This window comes from Dyella flagellata, from assembly GCF_030160275.1.
Lineage (GTDB): Bacteria > Pseudomonadota > Gammaproteobacteria > Xanthomonadales > Rhodanobacteraceae > Dyella_B > Dyella_B flagellata.
The window spans coordinates 23,437-43,176 of the sequence record NZ_BSOA01000006.1; the positions used below are offsets into that span (position 1 = coordinate 23,437).

At 61.6% G+C, this 19,740-nt stretch carries 10 protein-coding genes; 3 read left to right on the plus strand and 7 right to left on the minus strand.

The features are described from left to right. Positions 1 to 192: 192 nt before the first annotated feature. The gene (locus QQJ96_RS04655) at positions 193 to 1,290 is read right to left on the minus strand and encodes an NADH:flavin oxidoreductase/NADH oxidase (protein WP_284330797.1); all 1,098 of its coding nucleotides are present in this window, start codon (positions 1,288 to 1,290) and stop codon (positions 193 to 195) included. An 82-nt stretch (positions 1,291 to 1,372) separates the two neighbouring features. Between QQJ96_RS04655 and QQJ96_RS04660 the strand changes: the two genes are divergently transcribed. Next, positions 1,373 to 1,714 (plus strand): ArsR/SmtB family transcription factor, encoded by a 342-nt coding sequence (locus QQJ96_RS04660; protein WP_284330798.1) that lies wholly within the window; start codon positions 1,373 to 1,375, stop codon positions 1,712 to 1,714. 10 nt (positions 1,715 to 1,724) lie between these two features. Here the strand turns inward: QQJ96_RS04660 and QQJ96_RS04665 are convergent, their stop codons facing one another. Then, positions 1,725 to 2,861, minus strand: a complete 1,137-nt coding sequence (locus tag QQJ96_RS04665) for a PilT/PilU family type 4a pilus ATPase (RefSeq protein WP_284330799.1) — start codon at positions 2,859 to 2,861, stop codon at positions 1,725 to 1,727. 291 nt (positions 2,862 to 3,152) lie between these two features. Between QQJ96_RS04665 and QQJ96_RS04670 the strand changes: the two genes are divergently transcribed. Beyond that, a complete protein-coding gene (locus tag QQJ96_RS04670; RefSeq protein ID WP_284330800.1) occupies positions 3,153 to 5,252 on the plus strand; it encodes a phosphocholine-specific phospholipase C in 2,100 nt (699 codons plus the stop codon). 104 nt (positions 5,253 to 5,356) lie between these two features. On the opposite strand, the gene QQJ96_RS04675 is transcribed toward QQJ96_RS04670, so the two are convergent. The 5 genes from QQJ96_RS04675 to QQJ96_RS04695 form a co-directional block, all read right to left on the minus strand. Further along, positions 5,357 to 13,699: a beta-1,3-glucanase family protein gene (locus QQJ96_RS04675; protein WP_284330801.1), complete on the minus strand. Its 8,343-nt coding sequence runs from the start codon at positions 13,697 to 13,699 to the stop codon at positions 5,357 to 5,359. Positions 13,700 to 14,195: 496 nt separating this feature from the next. Further along, a complete protein-coding gene (locus QQJ96_RS04680) occupies positions 14,196 to 14,402 on the minus strand; it encodes a dodecin (protein ID WP_284330802.1) in 207 nt (68 codons plus the stop codon). A 124-nt stretch (positions 14,403 to 14,526) separates the two neighbouring features. Then, positions 14,527 to 15,540: a glycoside hydrolase family 43 protein gene (locus tag QQJ96_RS04685; RefSeq protein ID WP_284330803.1), complete on the minus strand. Its 1,014-nt coding sequence runs from the start codon at positions 15,538 to 15,540 to the stop codon at positions 14,527 to 14,529. 140 nt (positions 15,541 to 15,680) lie between these two features. Next, on the minus strand, positions 15,681 to 17,522 hold the full coding sequence (locus QQJ96_RS04690; RefSeq protein WP_284330804.1) for an AI-2E family transporter: 1,842 nt from the start codon (positions 17,520 to 17,522) through the stop codon (positions 15,681 to 15,683). 235 nt (positions 17,523 to 17,757) lie between these two features. Next, complete coding sequence (locus tag QQJ96_RS04695) at positions 17,758 to 18,141, minus strand: hypothetical protein (protein ID WP_284330805.1); 384 nt, start codon at positions 18,139 to 18,141, stop codon at positions 17,758 to 17,760. 389 nt (positions 18,142 to 18,530) lie between these two features. Between QQJ96_RS04695 and QQJ96_RS04700 the strand changes: the two genes are divergently transcribed. Then, positions 18,531 to 19,595 carry a right-handed parallel beta-helix repeat-containing protein gene (locus QQJ96_RS04700; RefSeq protein ID WP_284330806.1) on the plus strand — a complete coding sequence of 355 codons (1,065 nt, stop codon included), beginning with the start codon at positions 18,531 to 18,533 and terminating at the stop codon, positions 19,593 to 19,595. The last annotated feature ends 145 nt before the right edge of the window (positions 19,596 to 19,740 follow it).

Here is a 19,740-nt window from a genome sequence, read left to right on the forward strand (position 1 = left end):
CGCGACATGCGGCTCCTTCCCCTGCTTGCAGGGGAGGGCTGGGGTGGGGTTGTACGAGCTTGCCGCGGCGTTTGAGTTCACCGCGACGTTGCTTCACCCCACCCCAACCCTCCCCTACTACACGTAGGGGAGGGAGCAGCATCCGGCGATGCTGAAACACCGCGCTAACTGGATGACACCGGCAGTGCCCGTTCAGGCCGCTTCGTAGCGCTCCAGCCAATGGGCGTAAGGCGCAGGCAACGTCCACGACGGCCGCTCTATACCCAAGGCACGCGCAGCTTTGTACGGCCAATGCGGATCGGCAAGATGCGCCCGTCCGACCATCACCAGATCGAGCTGGCCGTCCCGCAGCACGCGCTCGGCCAGTTCAGGAGTGCCGATGCCCCAGGCCGAGGCAACCGGAAGGCCCGCTTCGCAACCCACCCGCGCGGCAATCGGCGCCAGAAAGGCGGGCGCCCAGGGAATGCTGGCCGTGGGCGTGGAAAAACCAACGCTGACGCTGAGCAAGTCCAATCCCCGTTGCTTGAAGCCCTTGGCCAATTCGATGGATTCGACCAGCGTCTCCTCGTCGCGTCCGTCGTACTCGATCACGCCAAAACGAGCGGTCAGTGGCAAATGCTCAGGCCATACCTCACGCACCGCGGCCAGGGTTTCCAACAGGAAACGGCTGCGATTCTGAAGGCTGCCGCCATAGAGGTCATCGCGCTGGTTGGAGTGCGGCGAGAAAAAACTCTGCCCGAGGTAACCGTGGGCGAAGTGCAGTTCCAGCCATTGGAAACCGGCATCGCGCGCACGCCGGGCGGCCGCGACGAAATCCGCGCGTACGCGGGCGATGTCTTGCAAGCTCATCGCCCGCGGCGGCTTGGAAAGATGGGCGCCATACGGCAGGGCCGACGGGGCAATGGTCTGCCAGCCGCGCGCATCGTCCGCAGCGATATGGTCATCGCCCTCCCACGGCACGTTCGCGCTGGCCTTGCGCCCGGCGTGGGCGATCTGGATACCAGGCACCGCACCGGCTGCCTTGATGGCCTCGACAATGGGTACAAAAGCCTGTGCCTGCTGATCCGTCCACAATCCGGCGCAGCCGGGCGTGATGCGGCCTTCGGGCGACACCGCGGTCGCCTCCACGATGACCAGTCCGGCGCCGCCGCGCGCCAGCCCGGCCAGGTGCACGCGGTGCCAATCGTTGACCAGGCCGTCTTGCGCCGTGTACTGGCACATCGGCGGTACGACGATGCGGTTGCGCAGGATGACGTCCTTGAGTTTGAACGGTTCGAACAAGGCGGGCATGGGGAGGGCTCCGGGTTTATGTACTGTTATTCGATAATAATCGAACTACCAAAGAAAGATCAAAAGCTTTATCATCGCTTCGATGCGTCCACACAAACACCCGTCCGCCGACCAGCTGACCCTAGAGCGGATCTTTCATGCGCTCAGCGACCCGATCCGGCTGGAAATCGTCCTGCATCTGGCGCGCGTGGAGACGGCTACCTGCGGAGAGCTGGACGGTGACCGCCCCAAATCAAGCATGTCCCATCACTTCCGCATCCTGCGCGATGCAGGGCTCGTACACACCCGCGCCGAGGGCACCATCCATCAGAACAGCTTGCGCCTGACGGATCTCAACGCGCGTTTTCCTGGGCTGATGGATGCGATTCTTGCGCAGGCCATGAACGGTGGCACCTCTGGCGCCAAACCCAAGCGCAAACGCTGAGAAACAGGGACTATTTGCCCAGCAGCAAGGACAGCGGCACGTTCACCCCTTCCACTACGGTAGGCACGGCCGCAGACCCGCGCGGCGCCGGGCCCTGCAGGCGAACCTGCAAGGCCAGATCGGTGCGCGAGTCCGCATGCTCCAGTGCCTCGGCGTAATCGATCGTGCCGGCTGAATAGAGCGCGTACAGCGCCTGATCGAAAGTCTGCATGCCGACTTCGCTGTTCTGCTTCATGGCTTCGCGGATGGTCGCGATCTCGCCTTTTTCGATCAGCTCGGAAATATAGGCGGTAACCAGCAGCAGTTCCACCGCCGGAACGCGGGTACCATCGACGGCGTGCAACAGCCGTTGCGAAATGACTGCCTTCAGATTGAGGGACAGGTCGATCAGCAACTGATGCCGCGCGGTATCGGGAAAGAAATTGAGTATGCGGTCGAGTGTCTGGTTGGCATTGTTGGCATGCAGCGTCGACAGGCACAAATGGCCGGTCTCGGCATAGGAGATGGCCTGCTGCATGGTTTCCCGGTCGCGGATTTCGCCGATCATGATCACATGCGGCGCCTCGCGCATGGCATTGCGCAGCGCATTGGGATAGCTCAGCGTGTCGATGCCGACCTCGCGCTGGTCGACGATCGACTTGCGATGCTGATGCAGGTATTCAATCGGGTCTTCGACGGTGAGGATGTGCCCGCTACGCTGGCTGTTGCGGTAATCGAGCATCGAGGCCAGGGTCGTCGATTTTCCCGAGCCGGTGGCCCCGACCACCAGCACCAATCCACGCGGCAACATCACCAGGTCGCGCAGTTTGGACGGCAGTCTCAGGCTGTCGATGTCCGGAATGTCCGTGGTGATGTAACGAATCGCGATCGCGACTTCGCCACGCTGCCGATAGATGTTGACTCGAAACCGGCCGATGCCTGCCGGCGCGATACCGAGATTCATCTCCAGGGTGGACTCGAACTCCTTCTGCTGACGATCGTTCATCAGCGAATAGGCAATCTCGTGGGTATCCATGGGGGAGAGCGCCTTGTCGCCGACAAAGCGCGACACTCCCGCCACGACCAGCGCAGGTGGCGCGCCGTGGCTCAGGTAAAGGTCGGACGCGTGCTCCGTGGCCATGCTGGCAAGCAGATCGGATATGTCCATGCCCTCACCTCTTGACGAAGGAAAACATCGAACCGGCGCTGGAGCGGACTGTAGAGCTTCGCCTGGCTGCCGGCAAGCGGCCGCCTGCCTGGTCGGCATCTACCGGTCAACGCTCAAAGTAGGCTTACTGACAGGCCATGGATCGAATCCGTGCAACATTGCCTCGCGCATATTCCACGTGCAAAAGCCGTGAATATCCGTGGCGCCGCACCTGTCCTGTCCACGTCACAAAAGCGGCATACAGAACACTTATCGTTGATCGAACAACCCAAACTCAGGCGCGAGGCTCCCATGGTCGAGATGAACCGCCGTAAGTTTCTTGCGTTGTCGATCAAAGCCGCTGCTCTTGGCGTCACCGGATACACACTGGGCGGCAACATCAAGCCGGCGCGAGCCGCTTCCACCACCGCCGGTACGGGCAGTATCACCGACATCCGTCACGTGGTGATCCTGATGCAGGAGAACCGCAGCTTCGATCATTATTTCGGCACCCTGCAGGGCGTACGCGGCTTTGGCGACCGCGCCGGCATCACGCTTTCCGGCGGCTATTCGGTCTTCGATCAACCAAACCTCTTGTCACGCCAATATCCCTGGGCGTTCAACACCACCTCGCCCACGTTCGGGCAAAGCAGCGAGATCCTCAGCCAATGCGATGGCAGCCTGGATCATTCGTGGTCGACCCAGCATGGGGCCTGGAACAACGGCAAGATGGATTCGTGGGTCATCGCCAAGGGCACGGTGCGCACGCTCGGCTATCTCACGCGCCAAGACATTCCGTTCCACTACGCCCTCGCCGATGCGTACACCGTCTGCGACCACTACTTCTGTTCCATCCTCAGCGCCACCGGACCCAATCGCACTTACCTGTGGGGCGGCATGATCGACCCGTCGGGCAGCAACGGCGGCCCGGCCTACAACGGCGGCTCCGAATCCGGCCTCAGCTGGGAGACCTATGCCGAGGAACTGCAAGCTGCCGGCGTGAGCTGGAAGGTGTACCAGAACGCCGCCGACAACTTCGGCGACAACGGCCTGGCCTATTTCAGCCAGTTCGCCAACGCGCCCACGTCCAGCGCGCTGTATCAGCAAGGCATGGCCTCGGTGCCGGGCACCACCGGTTCCACACCCGACGATATTGCCTTGGCCATCCGCAACGACGTGCTCAACGGCACGCTGCCACAGGTGAGCTGGATCGTGGCCAGCCAGGATTTCTCCGAGCATCCCGACGCGCCGCCGAACAATGGCGCGCATTTCATCAACCTGGTGCTGCAGGCCCTGGCGGCCGACCAGGATACGTTGAACTCCACGGCGCTGATCCTCAACTACGACGAGAATGACGGCTTCTTCGATCACGTCCCGCCACCGGTACCGCCCGGCGGCACGGCCGGCGAGTTCATTAGTGTGAATGGCCAGACGCAACCGATCGGCATGGGTTTTCGCGTACCGATGATGATCTGCTCGCCGTGGACTCGCGGCGGCGTGGTCGATTCACAGATCTACGATCACACCTCGGTGATCCGCTTCCTGGAAACCTGGACCAGCGCCCTTGGCAAGCCGGCGATCTGCTCCTCGATCAGCGCGTGGCGGCGCCAAGTCAGCGGCGACCTTACCGGTGCCTTCGATTTCAACAACCCGATTTTGGGCTTGCCCACCAACTTGCCGGCCACCGATACCGTCATCAGTCGCAGCGGCACCTGTGATCCGCTGCCCAATCCCACCAACAGCAACGCACCCAACAGCCTCCCCGCACAGGAACCGGGTACGCGTACCGCGCGCGCCCTGCCCTACCAGCCGGATGCCAATATTTCTTCGGTCCAGTACGGTGCGAACGGCCAGATTCTGATCTGGATCCAGATGCTCAATGTTGGCCCCACCGCCACCCGCGCGGTACCGCTGGCGATTTATGCCAATGCCCATCGCAGCGGTGGTCCGTGGCAATACACGATCGACGCCTATGGCAACGGCAGCAATGGTTCGGTCCGCGATTTCTTCAATGTTGGCAGCGGCTATGGCAGCGGTAGCTACAACCTGAGCGTGATTGGCCCAAATCGCTTTCTGCGCCGTTTTGCCGGCAACCTCAACAACGCCGGCCAGAACTGCAGCGTCACCTCATCCTATGCCATCGATCCCGTCTCCGGCCAATTGGCAATCTACTTCGCGCTGAGCAATGCCGGCAGCGCATCGGTCACCTTCACCATAGCCGCCAACAACTACACGAGCGAAGGTCCCTGGACCTATGACGTCGCTGCCGGCGCGACGATCGATACCTACTTCGCCGCCGTGGCAAACACGAACGGCTGGTACGACTTCACCCTCACACTCGCTAGCGATTCGAGCTGGATACGCCGTTACAGCGGACACTTGGAGACGGGGAACGCATCCGTGACGGGGTAGGCTGGGATGGCAATCCCAGCGTGCTCGGTGCCTTGTGATGCTGGGATTGTCATCCCAGCCTACTCGACCCCTCCCCTGCTACACGCAGGAGAGGGGCGATGGATTTACCAACCAATTCCCAATGCCATGTGTTCCGGCTGCTGGGTCACGATGGTCGTGCTCTGGTTGTTGTTGTCGTCATACGAGAAGCCGTAAGCCAGGCCCCCCACCGAGTGCTGGTGCCAGAACTGCGAATAGAAGTTGGCGGGCGAGGACTGGTAATAAGTCGAAGCCGTCGCCCAGTTCGCGGGGGTAAGCAGCACACCACGGTTTGTCGCTGCGCAGATCTGGTTTTCCAGCTGCAGCTGGATGGCGTTTTCGTCTTGCTGCTGGGCAGTGCTTCCCGTTACACCACTGGCCATCGTCCCGGCACACAACAACACATCCTGTGTGGACGGCTGCTGCACGACGAAGGTCTCACCGACATTGGCCGCAGCCGGATTGACTTCTTTAAAGGTCAAGGTCGATCCGGCGGCAGTGCCGCTGAACTGGCGGCCGTTGACGATTATGGTCAAAGGCGTGCTGCTGTACTGCGTCCATGCGCTGGCGATGTAGCTGTCAAAGTAGTTCGCATGGGTTCCACCAGCGTTGAAGGTGGTTTCCGCCGGCGACAGGATGCGCAGGTTGCTCGGTGTCGGCGTATGGAAAGCCGCCGGCGTCTGGCTGAGGTACTCCTGGTCGAGGTTGGCGATCGACTCGTTGATGCCTACCTGCATGTGGTAGGTCTCGTTGGAGCCCCACACATCCAGCAGCAACGGCAGGCCGAACTGATTCACCTGGGTGGTATTGATGTAGATCCCACCGTTGGCGGCGTAGTTGAACTCGTACCAATCGTAGTGGACATTGATGCTGGGATCGGTGTTATTGAGCGGATTGGGCCCGGCGTAGCCATTGTTGCCGCCGTTCGTGCCCGCCATGATCGACATGTACAACGGGCTTCCTTCGGAGACGTAGATGCGGCCGGAAGTCAGCGGCGGCAGCTTCAGCTGGTGGTTGGCCTGGGCAAGCGTGAACGCGTAGTTGGGATACGTCTGCCCGTTCGGTCCAACCAATGCATTGGCGGCTGTGTTGTCCGACACATTGGCTTTGGTGATCGTGCCATCGTAATTGACCCAGGACAGCGCGCCGGTGGCCGGATCATTGCCGAGAATCTCGACGTAGATCTGGCTGTCGGTCCACGCACCACCGGTATTGTTGTTGAGGTCGGTGACGATATAGCCGGGCGCGATCGTATAGCTGGGTGCAAGATTGACGCTCAACGTCGCGGCCGAAGAAGTGACGGATCCGGCGGAGTTGCTGGCCGTCACCGTGAAACTGCTGGCGTTGTCGGCATAGGTGGTTCCCGGCGTGGTGTAGCTTGCGCCGGTTGCCCCTGCGATGGCCGAGCCGTTCTTGTACCACTGATAAGTCGGTGAACTGCCGCTGGCCACTACGGAGAACGTGGCTGTCCGGCCGATCGTGACCGCCTGGTTGCCTGGGGCCGTGGTAATGGCCGGTGCCGTCGCGGTAGGCGGCCCCGATGTCGTAGCCATGGCGGTGTTGGAGGCTGGAGAAGTACCCGCCGCGTTGACCGCCTCGGCCGTATAGGAGTACGCGGTCGACGCCGTCAGGCCGGTATCGCTGTAGGTAGTTCCGGCAAGGCCATTCGCAACGGCAGTGCCATTGCGAATCACCGTATACGTCACTCCCGACGTGGCCGACGCTGTCCAGCTCAGATCGACCTCGCTGGACGAAGCGGAGGTTGCCGCCAGGTTCGTCGGCGCCAGCGGAATCGACAAGGTGCTGGCGCTGCCTTGCGCAGTCGGCGCCGAGGTGCCGGCCGTATTGGAAGCCTCGACCACATAGTAGTAAGTGGTGTTCTGGGCAAGACCGGTGTCGGAGTAGCTGGTGCCGGCGGCCGTGGCGATCTGATTGGCACTGGAAGGCGTAAAGCCGGCTGTAGTGCTGCGGAAGATGTCATAGACCACGCCTGCGGCTGATGACGCCGCCCAGCTCAAGTTGATCTGGCTGGTGGAAGCCGGCGTCACGCTCAGTTGGCTGGGCGAGCCCGGCGGCGGCGCGACCACTTCGATACCGTTGACCTCGGCATTGTCGGTGATCGTGGTGAACTGCAGCACGATCTGGCCCTGGGCATTGGCGGTCGTCGTAAACGGCTCGACGATGGCGACGTCCTGGCCACCGGCGGTCGCCACGATGTCGAAGTTGCTCAACACCTGCGTGCCGTTGATGCCCACGTTGAACACGCGTTGCCCCGCCTTGGTCCAGTAGAACTCGGCGAAGTGCAGGCGTACTACGTAGCTGGCTCCAGCAGTCAAACCCGGAAGCGTATAGCTGAAATTGTTGCCTACGCGCTGGTGCTGATACACCGACTGGGGAGCGGGATTCGTCACGCCAGCGGTATTGATCGTCGAGCCCGTGCCGGACGCCGCGCCACCGTTGAAGTACTCGTCGGCAACGTAACTGCCCGACGCGGAACCGCCCGCGCTGATCGCAAGCACATCCGAACCGCAACCCGATACGCAGTCCACATCGAACGTGGTTGCCGTCGCAGTGTTGGAAGCCATCGACGTACCCACCGAATCGACCGCTTCGATCGTGTAGGAGTACGTAGTGGAGGATGTCAGCCCGGTATCGTTATAGCTTGTTCCGCTCAGGTTATTGGCCACGGCCGTGCCGTTGCGGAAGACCGTGTACGTTACGCCCGACGTTGCCGAGGCCGTCCAGCCCAGATTGACCTGGCTGGAGGAAGCCACCGTTGCCGACAAATTCGACGGCGCATTGGGCGGTGTATTGGTCGCGCTTGCATTTTCGACTTCGATGCCGTTGACCTCGGCATTGTCCTTGACGGTGCTGAACTGCAGCACGATCTGGCCCTGCGCATTGGCAGTCGCCGCAAACTGTTCGGCAATGGCAATGTCCTGCCCACCTGCGGCCGCTAGCACATCGAAGTTGGTCAACACCTGGGTGCCGTTGATGCTGACGTTGAACACACGCTGCCCCGCCTGGGTCCAGTAGAACTCGTCGAAGTGCAGACGCACTACGTAGCTGGTACCCGGCGTCAGGCCAGGAAGCGTGTAGGTGAAGTTGCCGAAGCGCTGATGCTGATAGACCGACTGCGGCGCGGGATTGGTCACCCCGTTGATATTGATCGTCGCATTGCTGCCCGACGCCGTGCCGCCATTGAAATCCGCATCGGCGGCGAAAGTGCCGGCAGCAGGGCCACCTGCGCTGATGGCAATGGCATCCGTACCGCCGCAGTTGGTGGTGCAGGTCGAGGCGGAGGTCGTCGCCGTAGCAGTATTGGAAGCCGCCGAAGCACCAGCCGCATCGCTGGCTTCAACGATGTAGTAGTACGTGGTACCGGCCGCTACGCTCGTATCCGAATAGGTGGATCCAGCCGATGTAGCCAGCTGACTGGCCGCAGAAGGAGTGAACCCGGCAAGCGTGCTGCGGTAGATGGTGTAACTGACCGTGCATGCACTGCCCGCCGTGCTCGCACCCCAGGCCAGGTTGACCTGGGTGGAGCCATTGGCACCTGCAGCCAAGGTTCCCGGCACACTCGGAGCGGCACTGCAGCTATTGACCTGCGCAGTGAGCGTGACGCCGTTGCTGTTGGTCGTGCCAAACACGTCACCGACAGCCACGCTGAAGACCGCGCCGTTATCGGCAGACGTAGTAGCTGGCGTCGTATAGCTGGCCGACGTCGCTCCTGCGATCGGGCTTCCGTTCTTGGACCACTGGTAGCTCAAGCTACCCAGGCCGGTCGCCGTCACGCTAAAGGTCGCCGTCTGCCCGACAGCTACGGACTGGTTGATCGGCTGCACCGTAATCGTGGGCGCCGCGCCGGCGTCGGTACCGGAGGTGCACAACGTGGCGCCAGGATAGTTGTTGGTCACCTGGTAGGCCGAGGTGCCGTCGAAGCTCGCGACCGCGCTCTTGCTGGAATCGTTCGGGTCGGCCGTCGACGTCCACGTGCTCCAGGTTCCCGAGAAAGCGCAAGTCGCATTGTTTACGCCGCCGATGCTCTTCGCTTCCTGCTGCGTGGGCAATCGCATATTGATGCCCGCGCAATAGGTCTGCGCATTCACGCCGGTAAATTGCGAACCCGGCGTGGTATCCGTCATGACGGTGCGGGTCCAGGTCAAGCCGGTCAGGTTGTCCGTCACCAGGCTGGCGTTGGACGCATTGACGGTGTAGCGCTCCGATGCGCCGCCACATTGCGGCACGTTGTAGACCTGGAACTCATAGACCGAGTAGCCGTACTGCGTTGCGCGCTGAGTCCCGTTCAGCCGGACATAGCGGGCACTTACCGTCGGGAAGCTGAGTGTTTCCGTTCCGCCTGCACCGGTGGTGGTGCTGTAGGCCGTCTTCCACGAACTCCCATCACTGCTGTAGAGGATCTGATACTGGGTCGCGTACGCGTTTTCCCAGTTGATGATGGCGGTATTGAAGGCTTGTACCGAACCCAGGTCGACCTGCAGCCACGAGGGATCGACACCGGCAACCGCAGGTGTCGGCGGTGCGCCGGCAGTCGCCGAACCCCAACGCGAGGAAAGATTGCCGTCGACGGCGTTCTCCGGCCCCAGGCAATTGGTGCCCGAGTACGGCGGCGTGGTCGTTGCGTCGTTGCACGCGTTCTGCGTGCTGCTTGAAGTTGCCAGCGCGTCCAGGGCCAGGTTGACGCCAGGCGGTGCGAGCGTGATTTTTGCCGCATTGCTGGTGGCAGGCGCGCTAGCCGCATTGTTCACCGTCACTGTATACGTGCCAACGTTCGCGACGCTCACCGCAGGAATCGTGTACGTGAGGGTATTGGACTGTTGCGTTCCGCCACTGAGCACGGTGGCGGCACCGCCCGGAGGCGTGAACTGCCATTGATAGGTGTAGGGCGCAGACCCGGCAACCACCGCCGTAAACTGCACCGGCTCATTCACGGGCACGATGGTGCTGGCCGGCTGCGTGGCAAAGGACACCGGGGTGGCGGCATCGATCGTCACCACCGCAGTGGAGGACTGAACCGAACCGAGCGCGTTGCTGACCACAACATAGAAACTTGAGCTGCCAGCCGTGGTAAACACAGGCGTGGTGTACGAGACCTGAGTTGCACCGGAAATGGCGCCCGAGCCGACCTGATACCACTGGTAAGTGAGTGTCGGCGAACCCGTCGCCGCTACGGTCAGCGTGGCCGATTGCCCATCCACCACCGCTTGGGAAACCGGCTGCGTGGTGATGACCACGTTAGCGGGAGCATCAACGCTGAGAGTCACTGGCGTGGATGTCACCGTGCCATAGCTGCTGGCGATCGTCACCGTAAAGGTGTCGCCGTTGTCCGCGGCAGCTGTTGCAGGCGTGGTGTACGTAGCGCTGGTAGCGCCGGCAATCGGGCCGTTTTTGTCGGACCACTGATAGCTGAGCGTGCCCGAGCCCGAGGCGACGACACTGAAGGTCGCCGGATAACCCGACGTGGCCGCCTCGTTCACCGGCGGAACGATGATCACCGGCGCTTGCGATTGCGAAGGCGCAACGGGTGCTACCGAGGTCAACGTCACGCTTGCGCTTTGCAGCCCAGGCGCCGTCGCAGTCACCGTGACGGTGCCAGGCGTAAACGTGCTACGCAGGGCGATCTTCTGCAAGCCGCCTTCGAAGTTCAGTTCCGGGTCGCCGGGCGAATGGAAGAACGCGTAAGGCAGGCCTTGGATCACGCTGCTGTTGGCCTTGGAAAACGCGTCCTGGTAGTAATTGGTCAAAGTTGGGTCGGCAACGAGCTGCTGTGTGCCGCCCATATAGGTGGCCGGCCCGGTGACTGAGAACGTGACATTGTCCGCGGCCGTCGGCACGAGGTTGCCGTTGGCGTCCTGTACCTCGGCAACCACGAAGGCTGCATCCGAACCATTGGCGGTCCACTGGAAAGCCGCGCCGTCCGGCTTGGTCAGATCGGGCACTACGCTGAGCACGATCTTGCTCTCTGCGCCAGCGGTCGTCTGCGTATCGCTCACGCCCGCCACCGGATTGCCATTGGCATCCAGGCATTGCGCAGTGACCGTGCCGGAGGCCCAGTTCACCATCCAGTGCACCTGCCCCGGCATTACCGTGGTGCTCTGTGTCAGGTTCGTGCTGGAATTGATGTTCCACGGATTCGGCACCTGGTCCGCCAGCAGTGCACCGGTGACCGGATCGTTGGGCTGACCATTGATCAGCAGGCGCACCGATGGGCAGTTGCTGAAGGCATTTTCCTGGATTGGAGTGCTTGCGGTGTATTCGTAGGCGCGGTTCCAGTGATGCGCCAAGTGCACCACCGGCTTCACCGAATACGGTATCCAGTTGGCCTGGTAGATGTAGTAAAGCAAGCGCGGGAAGCGATTCGCGTCGGTCGAGGAGTAACCCAGCGAGCGCACGAAGTTCACCATGTTGGGCTGGTTCTGGTACTCGGCCCACAGGCTGATCTCGCCCGGCGATTCGGCGAAATACCACTGCGCCATGCCGAAGGCATTGGCTGCCCTGCCCTTGCGCCAGTCGTCGAGATACGGCGCGGCAAAGGCCAGCTCATAGTCATAGGCCAGACCGCGGCCGGTGCCCATGTTGTCCCAATATTCGGCGCCAAAGGCCGGGTTGTTCGGGTTCTGCTGCTTGTTGCCGGCCTCGCAACCGGCACCGTCGCATTCGTCGATCAAACCGAATGAAGGACTGTACGTACGATCGGCGCTGCCGCGCGGATTGATGTTGTCCCAGGTGGTCTCGATGGTCCCAAGCTCACTCGCAAGCGCCGTATTCATGCCGCCGTTGTCCCGTTCCCAATCGAGGATGGACGGATGGCTACGATCGCGGATGATCATGTCGCGATGCAGTTCCTGCTTCAGCTGCTGATCGTCAGCGGTCGGATTGGAACTGGCGTTCCAGTAACCCTCGCCATCGCCGCTGGGCTGATCGATCATGATGCCGTAGGCATCGGCCGCTTCCACCAGCTCCACACTGCTGGTCGAGTGACCCGGGCGGTAGACGTTGCCGCCTTGCGCCGCCAATTGCGCCATGTCGCGCCACACTTGTTCGTCGGGCACCGAAGAACCAAGAGCCGGATAGTCGTAGCGGCCCGAGCCGCCCCACAGATAGACGGGATGGCCGTTGAAGTAGGGAAAGTTCGCATCCCACGTGATCGTGCGAATGCCGAGCGTGTCTACGGTCGAATCCACCACCACGCCGTTCACGCTGACGATGTGATAGACCTTGTACAGGTAGGGTGATCCGCACAATACAGCGGGCGTTCCGCAGGTCGCATTGTTCGGATACCACAAGCTTGGATTGGGTACCGTGATCTTCTGATCGAACATCGGCGTTGCGCCGGACGGGAACGTACTGGCCGTCATCGCCGGCACGGTTTGCGTGACCGGCGCCGCAGTGACCACTACATTGCCCTTGGCGTCAACGATCTGCGTCGTCAAGGTAACCTGCTGTGCCGTGGAGGTTTCATTCACCACGTTGGTCTGCACATCGACGACAGCCGAAGCGGCGGTCGCCGTACCTTGCGCTGCGGGAACCTCGGACACGGTACCTACGTAGGTACCCCATGTTTTCTGGTTCGAATAGACGTTCGGCGGGATACGCACCGGGTTGGTGACGTATAGCTTCACGTTACGGAACAAGCCCGCCATCGCCTGGCCGAAACGGAAAGCGCCGGAAAAGTTGGGTTGCTCGTACCAAGGCGCGCCGCGCGAAACGTCGATGGCGATGACATTGTCCGTCTTGCCATCGGCCGTGATGTATGGTGTCAGATCGACGATCACCGGCACGAAGCCCACCACGTGCGTGGCTTGCGCATCCGCCGCCACTGCGCTGATGCCTTGCAACAAAGTGCCGTTGACAAAGACCTGCACAGCGGTGTGCGAACCCTCGAGCTTCAGCAGGAACTTCTGGCCGGCGTACTTCGGATCCACCTTGAAATGCAGGCGGTACCAGTTGAAGTTGCCCGTCAAGGAGCCTTGCCCGCCACCGGAAGCCTGGTTGATGAAGGTGCGCGAGATATTGGCATCGTAGGGCAAGCCTACTTGCATCCAGTTGCCGCTGGTATCGGTGCTCTCGTTGAAGCCGGGCGTCGAGTAGGCAGTCGAGTTGTTGCTGTTTTCGTACCACCAGTTGCTCTGTGGAGCATCCGAGGTCGAGCTTGCGTTCCCCAGGTATTGGGGAACACCTGCGGCGAGATTGATCGTTTGCCGCTGCGAGATCGGCAGCGTCGGCTCCACTTGTTGGGCACTGGCGCAGGAACCACCCATCAACGCCAGCAACACGGCCAGCATCGCGGAAAACTTGCGTGCCCGGTCTACCTCTATGCAGTTGTCGCGCTTGGCGTCGCCGCGGTCGAGCGCAGAACTGCGCCCCCAGGCCACGAATTTCCAAGTACGGTAAGTGTGCAGTCCCACAGTCGCCCCCTTTTAGACAACCAGACTTTGGAATAGAGATTGGCTGCCGCTCGGCCATAGGCCAGCACGATGCGAGGGTTTCCCCTTGCACCTGATCAGGCGGAGCAGCGCACTTTGTTTTGCCGAACAGTGGCAAGCCGGATCATGGCGGACTGTTGCCGCTTGTCCCCAGCGTCCCCTTCAGGCGGGCTGAATGATCGGCTCTGTTCAGGTTCACCGCAATGCAAACCGGAAACTTTTTACGCACTCTTTCAGGCGCATCTTCGGGTATTGGGATGCACTGCTCATTTAGACGTCTAAATTCAAATGACACGCCGGCATGCAGCCCCCATCCACCCTAGTCCGCCCGAAGCTAGATCGAAATCAATTCGCGCACATTCGAAACTCTTTCGCGAAATCGTCAAGCGATCGAAAGCCGCCCTCAAAACGGGTGAGTGCGTGAGCTGGGATTGCCATCCCAGCCTACGCCACGCGTATGTCATCGAGCAAAGCGCGGCTATTCGAGCGTAAAGCCCACTTTCAAGGTGACTTGCCAGTGAGCCACCTTTCCGTTCTCCACGTGCCCCCTGGTTTCAGTCACCTGGAACCAGCGGATATCGCGAATGGTCTTGGATGCCCGTTCAATGGCGCCGCGAATCGCTTCGTCGCTGCTGGTCTTCGAGGAACCGGTCAGCTCAACGGTCTTGTAGACGTGATCGGACATGGCTGGGGTCTCCGTGGCTCGTAGACAGATGACAAACCAACGCACATTTACACCATTCGCCAATCCAAGGATGTGAATGGCGTGTAGGCTGGAACGATAATCCCAGCCTACGCGGCAACCGGTGCTACGGCATGAACACCGGCCGCCCTTGCGCATCCCAATGAAACGGCATGATGTACGGCGCGCGCCGCGGCGTGCATTTCCAACCGGGACCGGCGTTGGCGTGGAAGATGATCCAGTCCCGCCCGTCGGCGGTCTTGAAAAAACCATTGTGCCCGGGCGCATAGAAACCGAGCTTGGCCGAGCTGGCCAGCACCGGCGTGGGCGACTTGTGCCACGCCGCGGGATCGAGCAGGTCGGCGCCGGCATCGGCCTGCAACAGCCCCAGCGCATAAGCGTCCGACCAGCATGCACTGGCCGAATAAGTGAGGAACAAGCTGCCGCGCGGCCCCCGGATGAATTCCGGCGCCTCCATGATCTTGCGCCCGCCCTGCATTTCCCAGGCGTAGCTCGGATGGGCGATATCCACCTGAGGCTCGCCCAAGGCCCACGGCGTCGTCATCGGCGCAATGATCAGGTCGCTGTGGTCTTGGACATACGCCGAATAGACGAAATAAAGCTTGCTACCCTGCTCGAACACCGTGCCGTCGATACCGGTGAGATGTGTCTTCAGCATGCCTTTGTCGAGCCAGCTGCCCTGGATGGGATCTGGCGCGGCATTTTCCAGCACGAAAACGTGACGATGCGCGTCGTCGTCATGTGCCTTGTCGGCCGCGGAGTAATACAGGTACCACTTGCCGTCCAGGTAATGCAGTTCCGGCGCCCAGATCGAGCTGGAGTTGGGTCCGCTTGCCGGTGGCCGCCAAACCACTACCGCCCGCGCATCGGCCAGGCGGGCCACGTCCTTCGTCTTGCGCAGCGAGATCCGGTTCCCTTCCGTGCTGGTGTAATAGTAGACGCCGTTGCGCTGGGTCACCCAGGGATCCGGTCCTGAGGGCAGCAAAGGACCTTCGATGTGTGCTGCCGCGGCATGTTTACTTGGCGCGGGCTGCGCCGGCGCGTCGGCGGCACGTGCAAAAGGGAGCGCTACGGCGATGGCCGCGGCGATCAAGGCATGTCGAGTGATGGTGCGAGTCATGCTTCAGCCCCAACCTGGTGCACGCCATCCATCGGCGCGGCGATCAAGAGGCCTGCAATGAAATCATATTGTATGATTATTATGCAAGTATTCCAGTGCATTCGTGAAAATGGATTCCCGCTTGCGCGGGAAAGACGTCACTAGGGTATGGTTTTTTCGATCGCGAACTGCGCCGCCTCTTCGAAGGATTTGGCAACGCGGTCGACATGCGGCCCCGTCTCCGGCAGCGCCGGGGCTTCGAGCAAGTTGGGCAGCAGCACGGCCACGATCGTGGCTTGGGCAAGCCGCTGCCGCACTTCCTTGGCAACGGCATCGCCCGGCTCCCATTCATTGGCGATGTCGGTAATCACGACGTGCACCATGGATACGGCATTGGGGGTGGCTTCCGGCGGACGTTCCTGCTGGAACGCCTCGATGTCCTTGATGGAAACATGGCGCGCGTCGATATGCAGGTCACGCAACACGCGCACCAGGATCTCGGTGATCAAGTCGTCTTCGCGAACGCCGCTGCTCAGGCAAAGCACAATGGATCCAGGCGCCACGGCCAACGGCCCCTGCCAGCGCCCGCTTATGCGCTCGCGCTGCTGGCGCAGGTAGTGCCCGATATTGTCGTCGTCCAGCACCGAGGTGCGGCGACGCCAGCGCGGCTGCGCAGGCGTTTCCCGGCCCAACGTTTCGATCACCCTCACCACGGCGGCGCGGGCCTTGTGCAGTTGATCCGGGTTGATGGCGCCCTGGCGCAGATCCATCTGGGCGAGCTGCAATGCCGGCAACAACACCACGTCGCAATAGCGGGCGAAGGATTTTTGCCGCAGGAAAACGCGCGCCTCGGCAATGATCTCGTCCGAATCGCCGGAAAGGGCGCGCTGATAGAAGCGCTGCGGCATGGTCAGCGCCGGTGCGTCGCCCAACAGGATCTCGAACAAGGTAAGCGCCCTGACATGTCGCCCCGCCACCACCAGGCACAAGGTCATCGGGGTGGATAGCACCAAACCCATGGGACCCCACAGCCAGCTCCAGAAGATCGCCGCCACCACCACGGCCAAGGGCGACAGGCCGGTCGCATGGCCATAGAGCTGCGGTTCCACCAGCTGGCTGACCACCAATTCCACCAGCGCGAACAAGCCCAGGGTCAGCAGCATCAGGGACCACCCCGGAGTAACCGCCGCGGCGAGCAAACCGGCCAGCAGCGCCGCCAACCAGACGCCGACATAAGGCACGAAGCGCAGTACGGCGGTAAGCACACCCCAGAGCAAGGCGTTGGGCAGTCCGATCACCGCCAAACCCAACCAGATCGCGAAGCCGACGCCAAAATTGACGGAAAACTGCGAGACGAAAAAGCGGGAAAGACGCCCGCCGGCGTCATTGATCGCAACGGTGGTGGCGCGCAGGTCGGTGCCGCCGATCACGCGGATGAAGCGATCGCGCAAAGATTCGTATTCAAGCAGGACAAAGACGAGCACCACCAGCACGATGCCGGCGGTTTCCAAAGGACTCCACAGCGATGACAGCACGCCGCGGATCGCATCCCACGGCCCCCCGCTCAAGGGCGGCAATTGAATCGGCGCGACGTAAGCGGAGGTGGCCATGGCCGACGCATTCTGCCCTGCCCCCGCCGCACCGCTCGTGGCGCCAAGCGCGCCGGCCACCTTGCCCATCTCGCCGCGCATCGCCTGGAGGCGGCCGATGGTTACGTCATGCAGGATCTGCAGCTTGGCCTGGATGGTCCTTTCGTACTGCGGAAGGCTGCCCGCCAGGTGCACGATCTGGGAACCGATCACCGTCATTAGTCCGGTGGCGAACAAAGCCAGCACCAGCACGGAAATGAAGACGGCATAGGCGTGCCCCAGCCCGAGCCGCTGCAATCGACGTACGAACGGGGCCATCAGCAGGCCCAGGATCACCGCCAGGATGATCGGGACCAGCACGTCCTTTCCCAGGTACAGCAGTGCGAGCAGCACGCCGGTGGCGATGATGACCAAGGCCCTTTGACTGGCGTGCTGGATAGGAAGCGACTCGGGCAAGGCGGGCATGGGAAGGGAGGTATGGGCCTGCGTTGGTTGGCCGCGCTACGCCGATGGCGTCCTCGGAGCCTTGAGTAAAGAGTGGTATTGGCGATACCAAGATCGCATGCGCAGGGTTAGTGGGCAAGACAGCCCTTGGACACCCCTTCACTACTCCAGAGGAAAGCAGCGGATACCTGCTAAGGCAAGCGTTTTACACAAGGACCACGGATTCGGCCAGGTCGCTGCTCGTTTCATCGGCGCACTGCGGCAGTTGCGCGGTTACGTCCTGTGGCGATTCTGCGCGAACGGCGCGCAAGGCTGCGCGCCCCTTTACCGTCAGGCCGAACGACAAGGTGTCGCATTGGCGCAGCAAGCCCTTGTCCACGAGCGTGAGCAGCGCATTCACCAATTGATGCACGGTTCCCAGCTTCCACGAAGCCGCCAGCACGCCAAAGGGCGCGCATGCATCGCAGCTTGCTATGGCAGCATGGCCTTCGAGTTGCGCAAGCACTTGCTGCTCGATGCCACTCAGCCTCACCGGGTTTGCCATCATCGCCCCCGCGCAGCCAATGTGTGAAGAACGAAGGGGCAGCATAATCCATGCTTCCTCGACGGAAGTTAAACATTTCGCCGGCTGGCGTCACTTCTCATGGCTAAACCGCGCGCAAAACGCCCCTGCGATTGCCAAGCGGCCCATGATGTCGAGAAATCGTGGACATCTTGTTTGAATACTGTGAACGAAACCAGCAATTCACATTTGCGCTTTCATGCATGCATGACGCATCTTAACCATGCGGTAAACCACAACTCGTGGTCATAAATCAACGCTAGAAACAAAACAAAACAGGGGCCAATTCCATGTACACCAAGCCGGCGCCGTCAGGCGCAGAGGGTCGTTTTGCCCGCAAATCGGGAAACTCGCGCCCTTTCATCTCGCGTAACAAAATTTTAACGTCACTAGCCATTTCCTTGGCGCTTGCCACGGTGGCACTGCCCGCCTCCGCCACCAACTGGTGGAGCTTGACGCCAACGGTGTCGATCGGCAGCGCCGTGGTCAACGTCCGTAACTTCGGCGCCATGGGCAACGGCGCGACAGACGACACTGCCGCCATCCAGGCCGCCATCAACGCCCTGCCCTCCACGGGCGGCACGGTTGTAGTGCCGGATGGCACCTACATGATCAACGCGCTCAAGGGCATCAGCCTGCGCTCGCATACCCGCTTGCACCTGTTTGGCAGCGCCTATCTCCAGGCCATTCCTAACAGCGCCTCCCGCTACTGGGTGGTGAAGGCGTGGGGCGTGAACAACGTCGAGATCGTCGGCGGCAATGTGGTCGGCGAACGCACCCAACACCAGGGTACCTATGGCGAGTGGGGCTATGGCATCAACATCTCCGGCTCCAGCAACGTGTACGTCCACGACATCCACGTCTCCAACTCCTGGGGCGACGGCCTGCTGATCGGCGGAACGGGTTCAGGCCGCACACTGGTCCGGTCAAGCAACATCACGTTCAACCGCGTCACCTCCTTCAACAACCGCCGCCAGGGCTTGTCGATCACGCCGGCGACGCAGGTATACGTGGTGAACAGCAGCTTCAGCAGCTCCAACGGTACCGCGCCGCAAGCGGGCATCGACATCGAGCCGCAGACGCAGGGCACCACCGATACGATCCGCCTGGAAAACGACACCTTGGCCAGCAACGTGGGCAATGGCCTGGAAGTGCATGATTTCGTGTCAGGCCTCGTGCTGAACAAGGTGACCTCGCAAAACAACCGCGGCTACGGCGTGTTCACCAACAGCCCGAACGGCGTGACGATCACCAACAGCACGCTGAGCCAGAACTACATGTACGGCGTAGGTATCGCAGGCACCACCCAAAACGTGCAGCTCGTGGGCAACACCATCAACTGGAACGGCGACTCCTGGTTCTATACGCACAACGTGTCGATCTTCACCCCAGGCTGGGTGCCGCGCGACATCAGCATCGCCAGCACCGCAGGCAACGTAACGCAGTCCAACAACCTGGTCTCGCCGCTGCGGACGAAGTGATAGCGCTATCTGAATGAGTAGCCCAAAAACCCTCTCCCTTGCGGAGAGGGTTTTTTTATGGGCTGCCGCGTAGCTCCATGCTTTGGAATGCGCCCCGAATCAAGCGCCCGGAGCAGGCTCTACCCGGTACCGGTCAGCTAAGCAT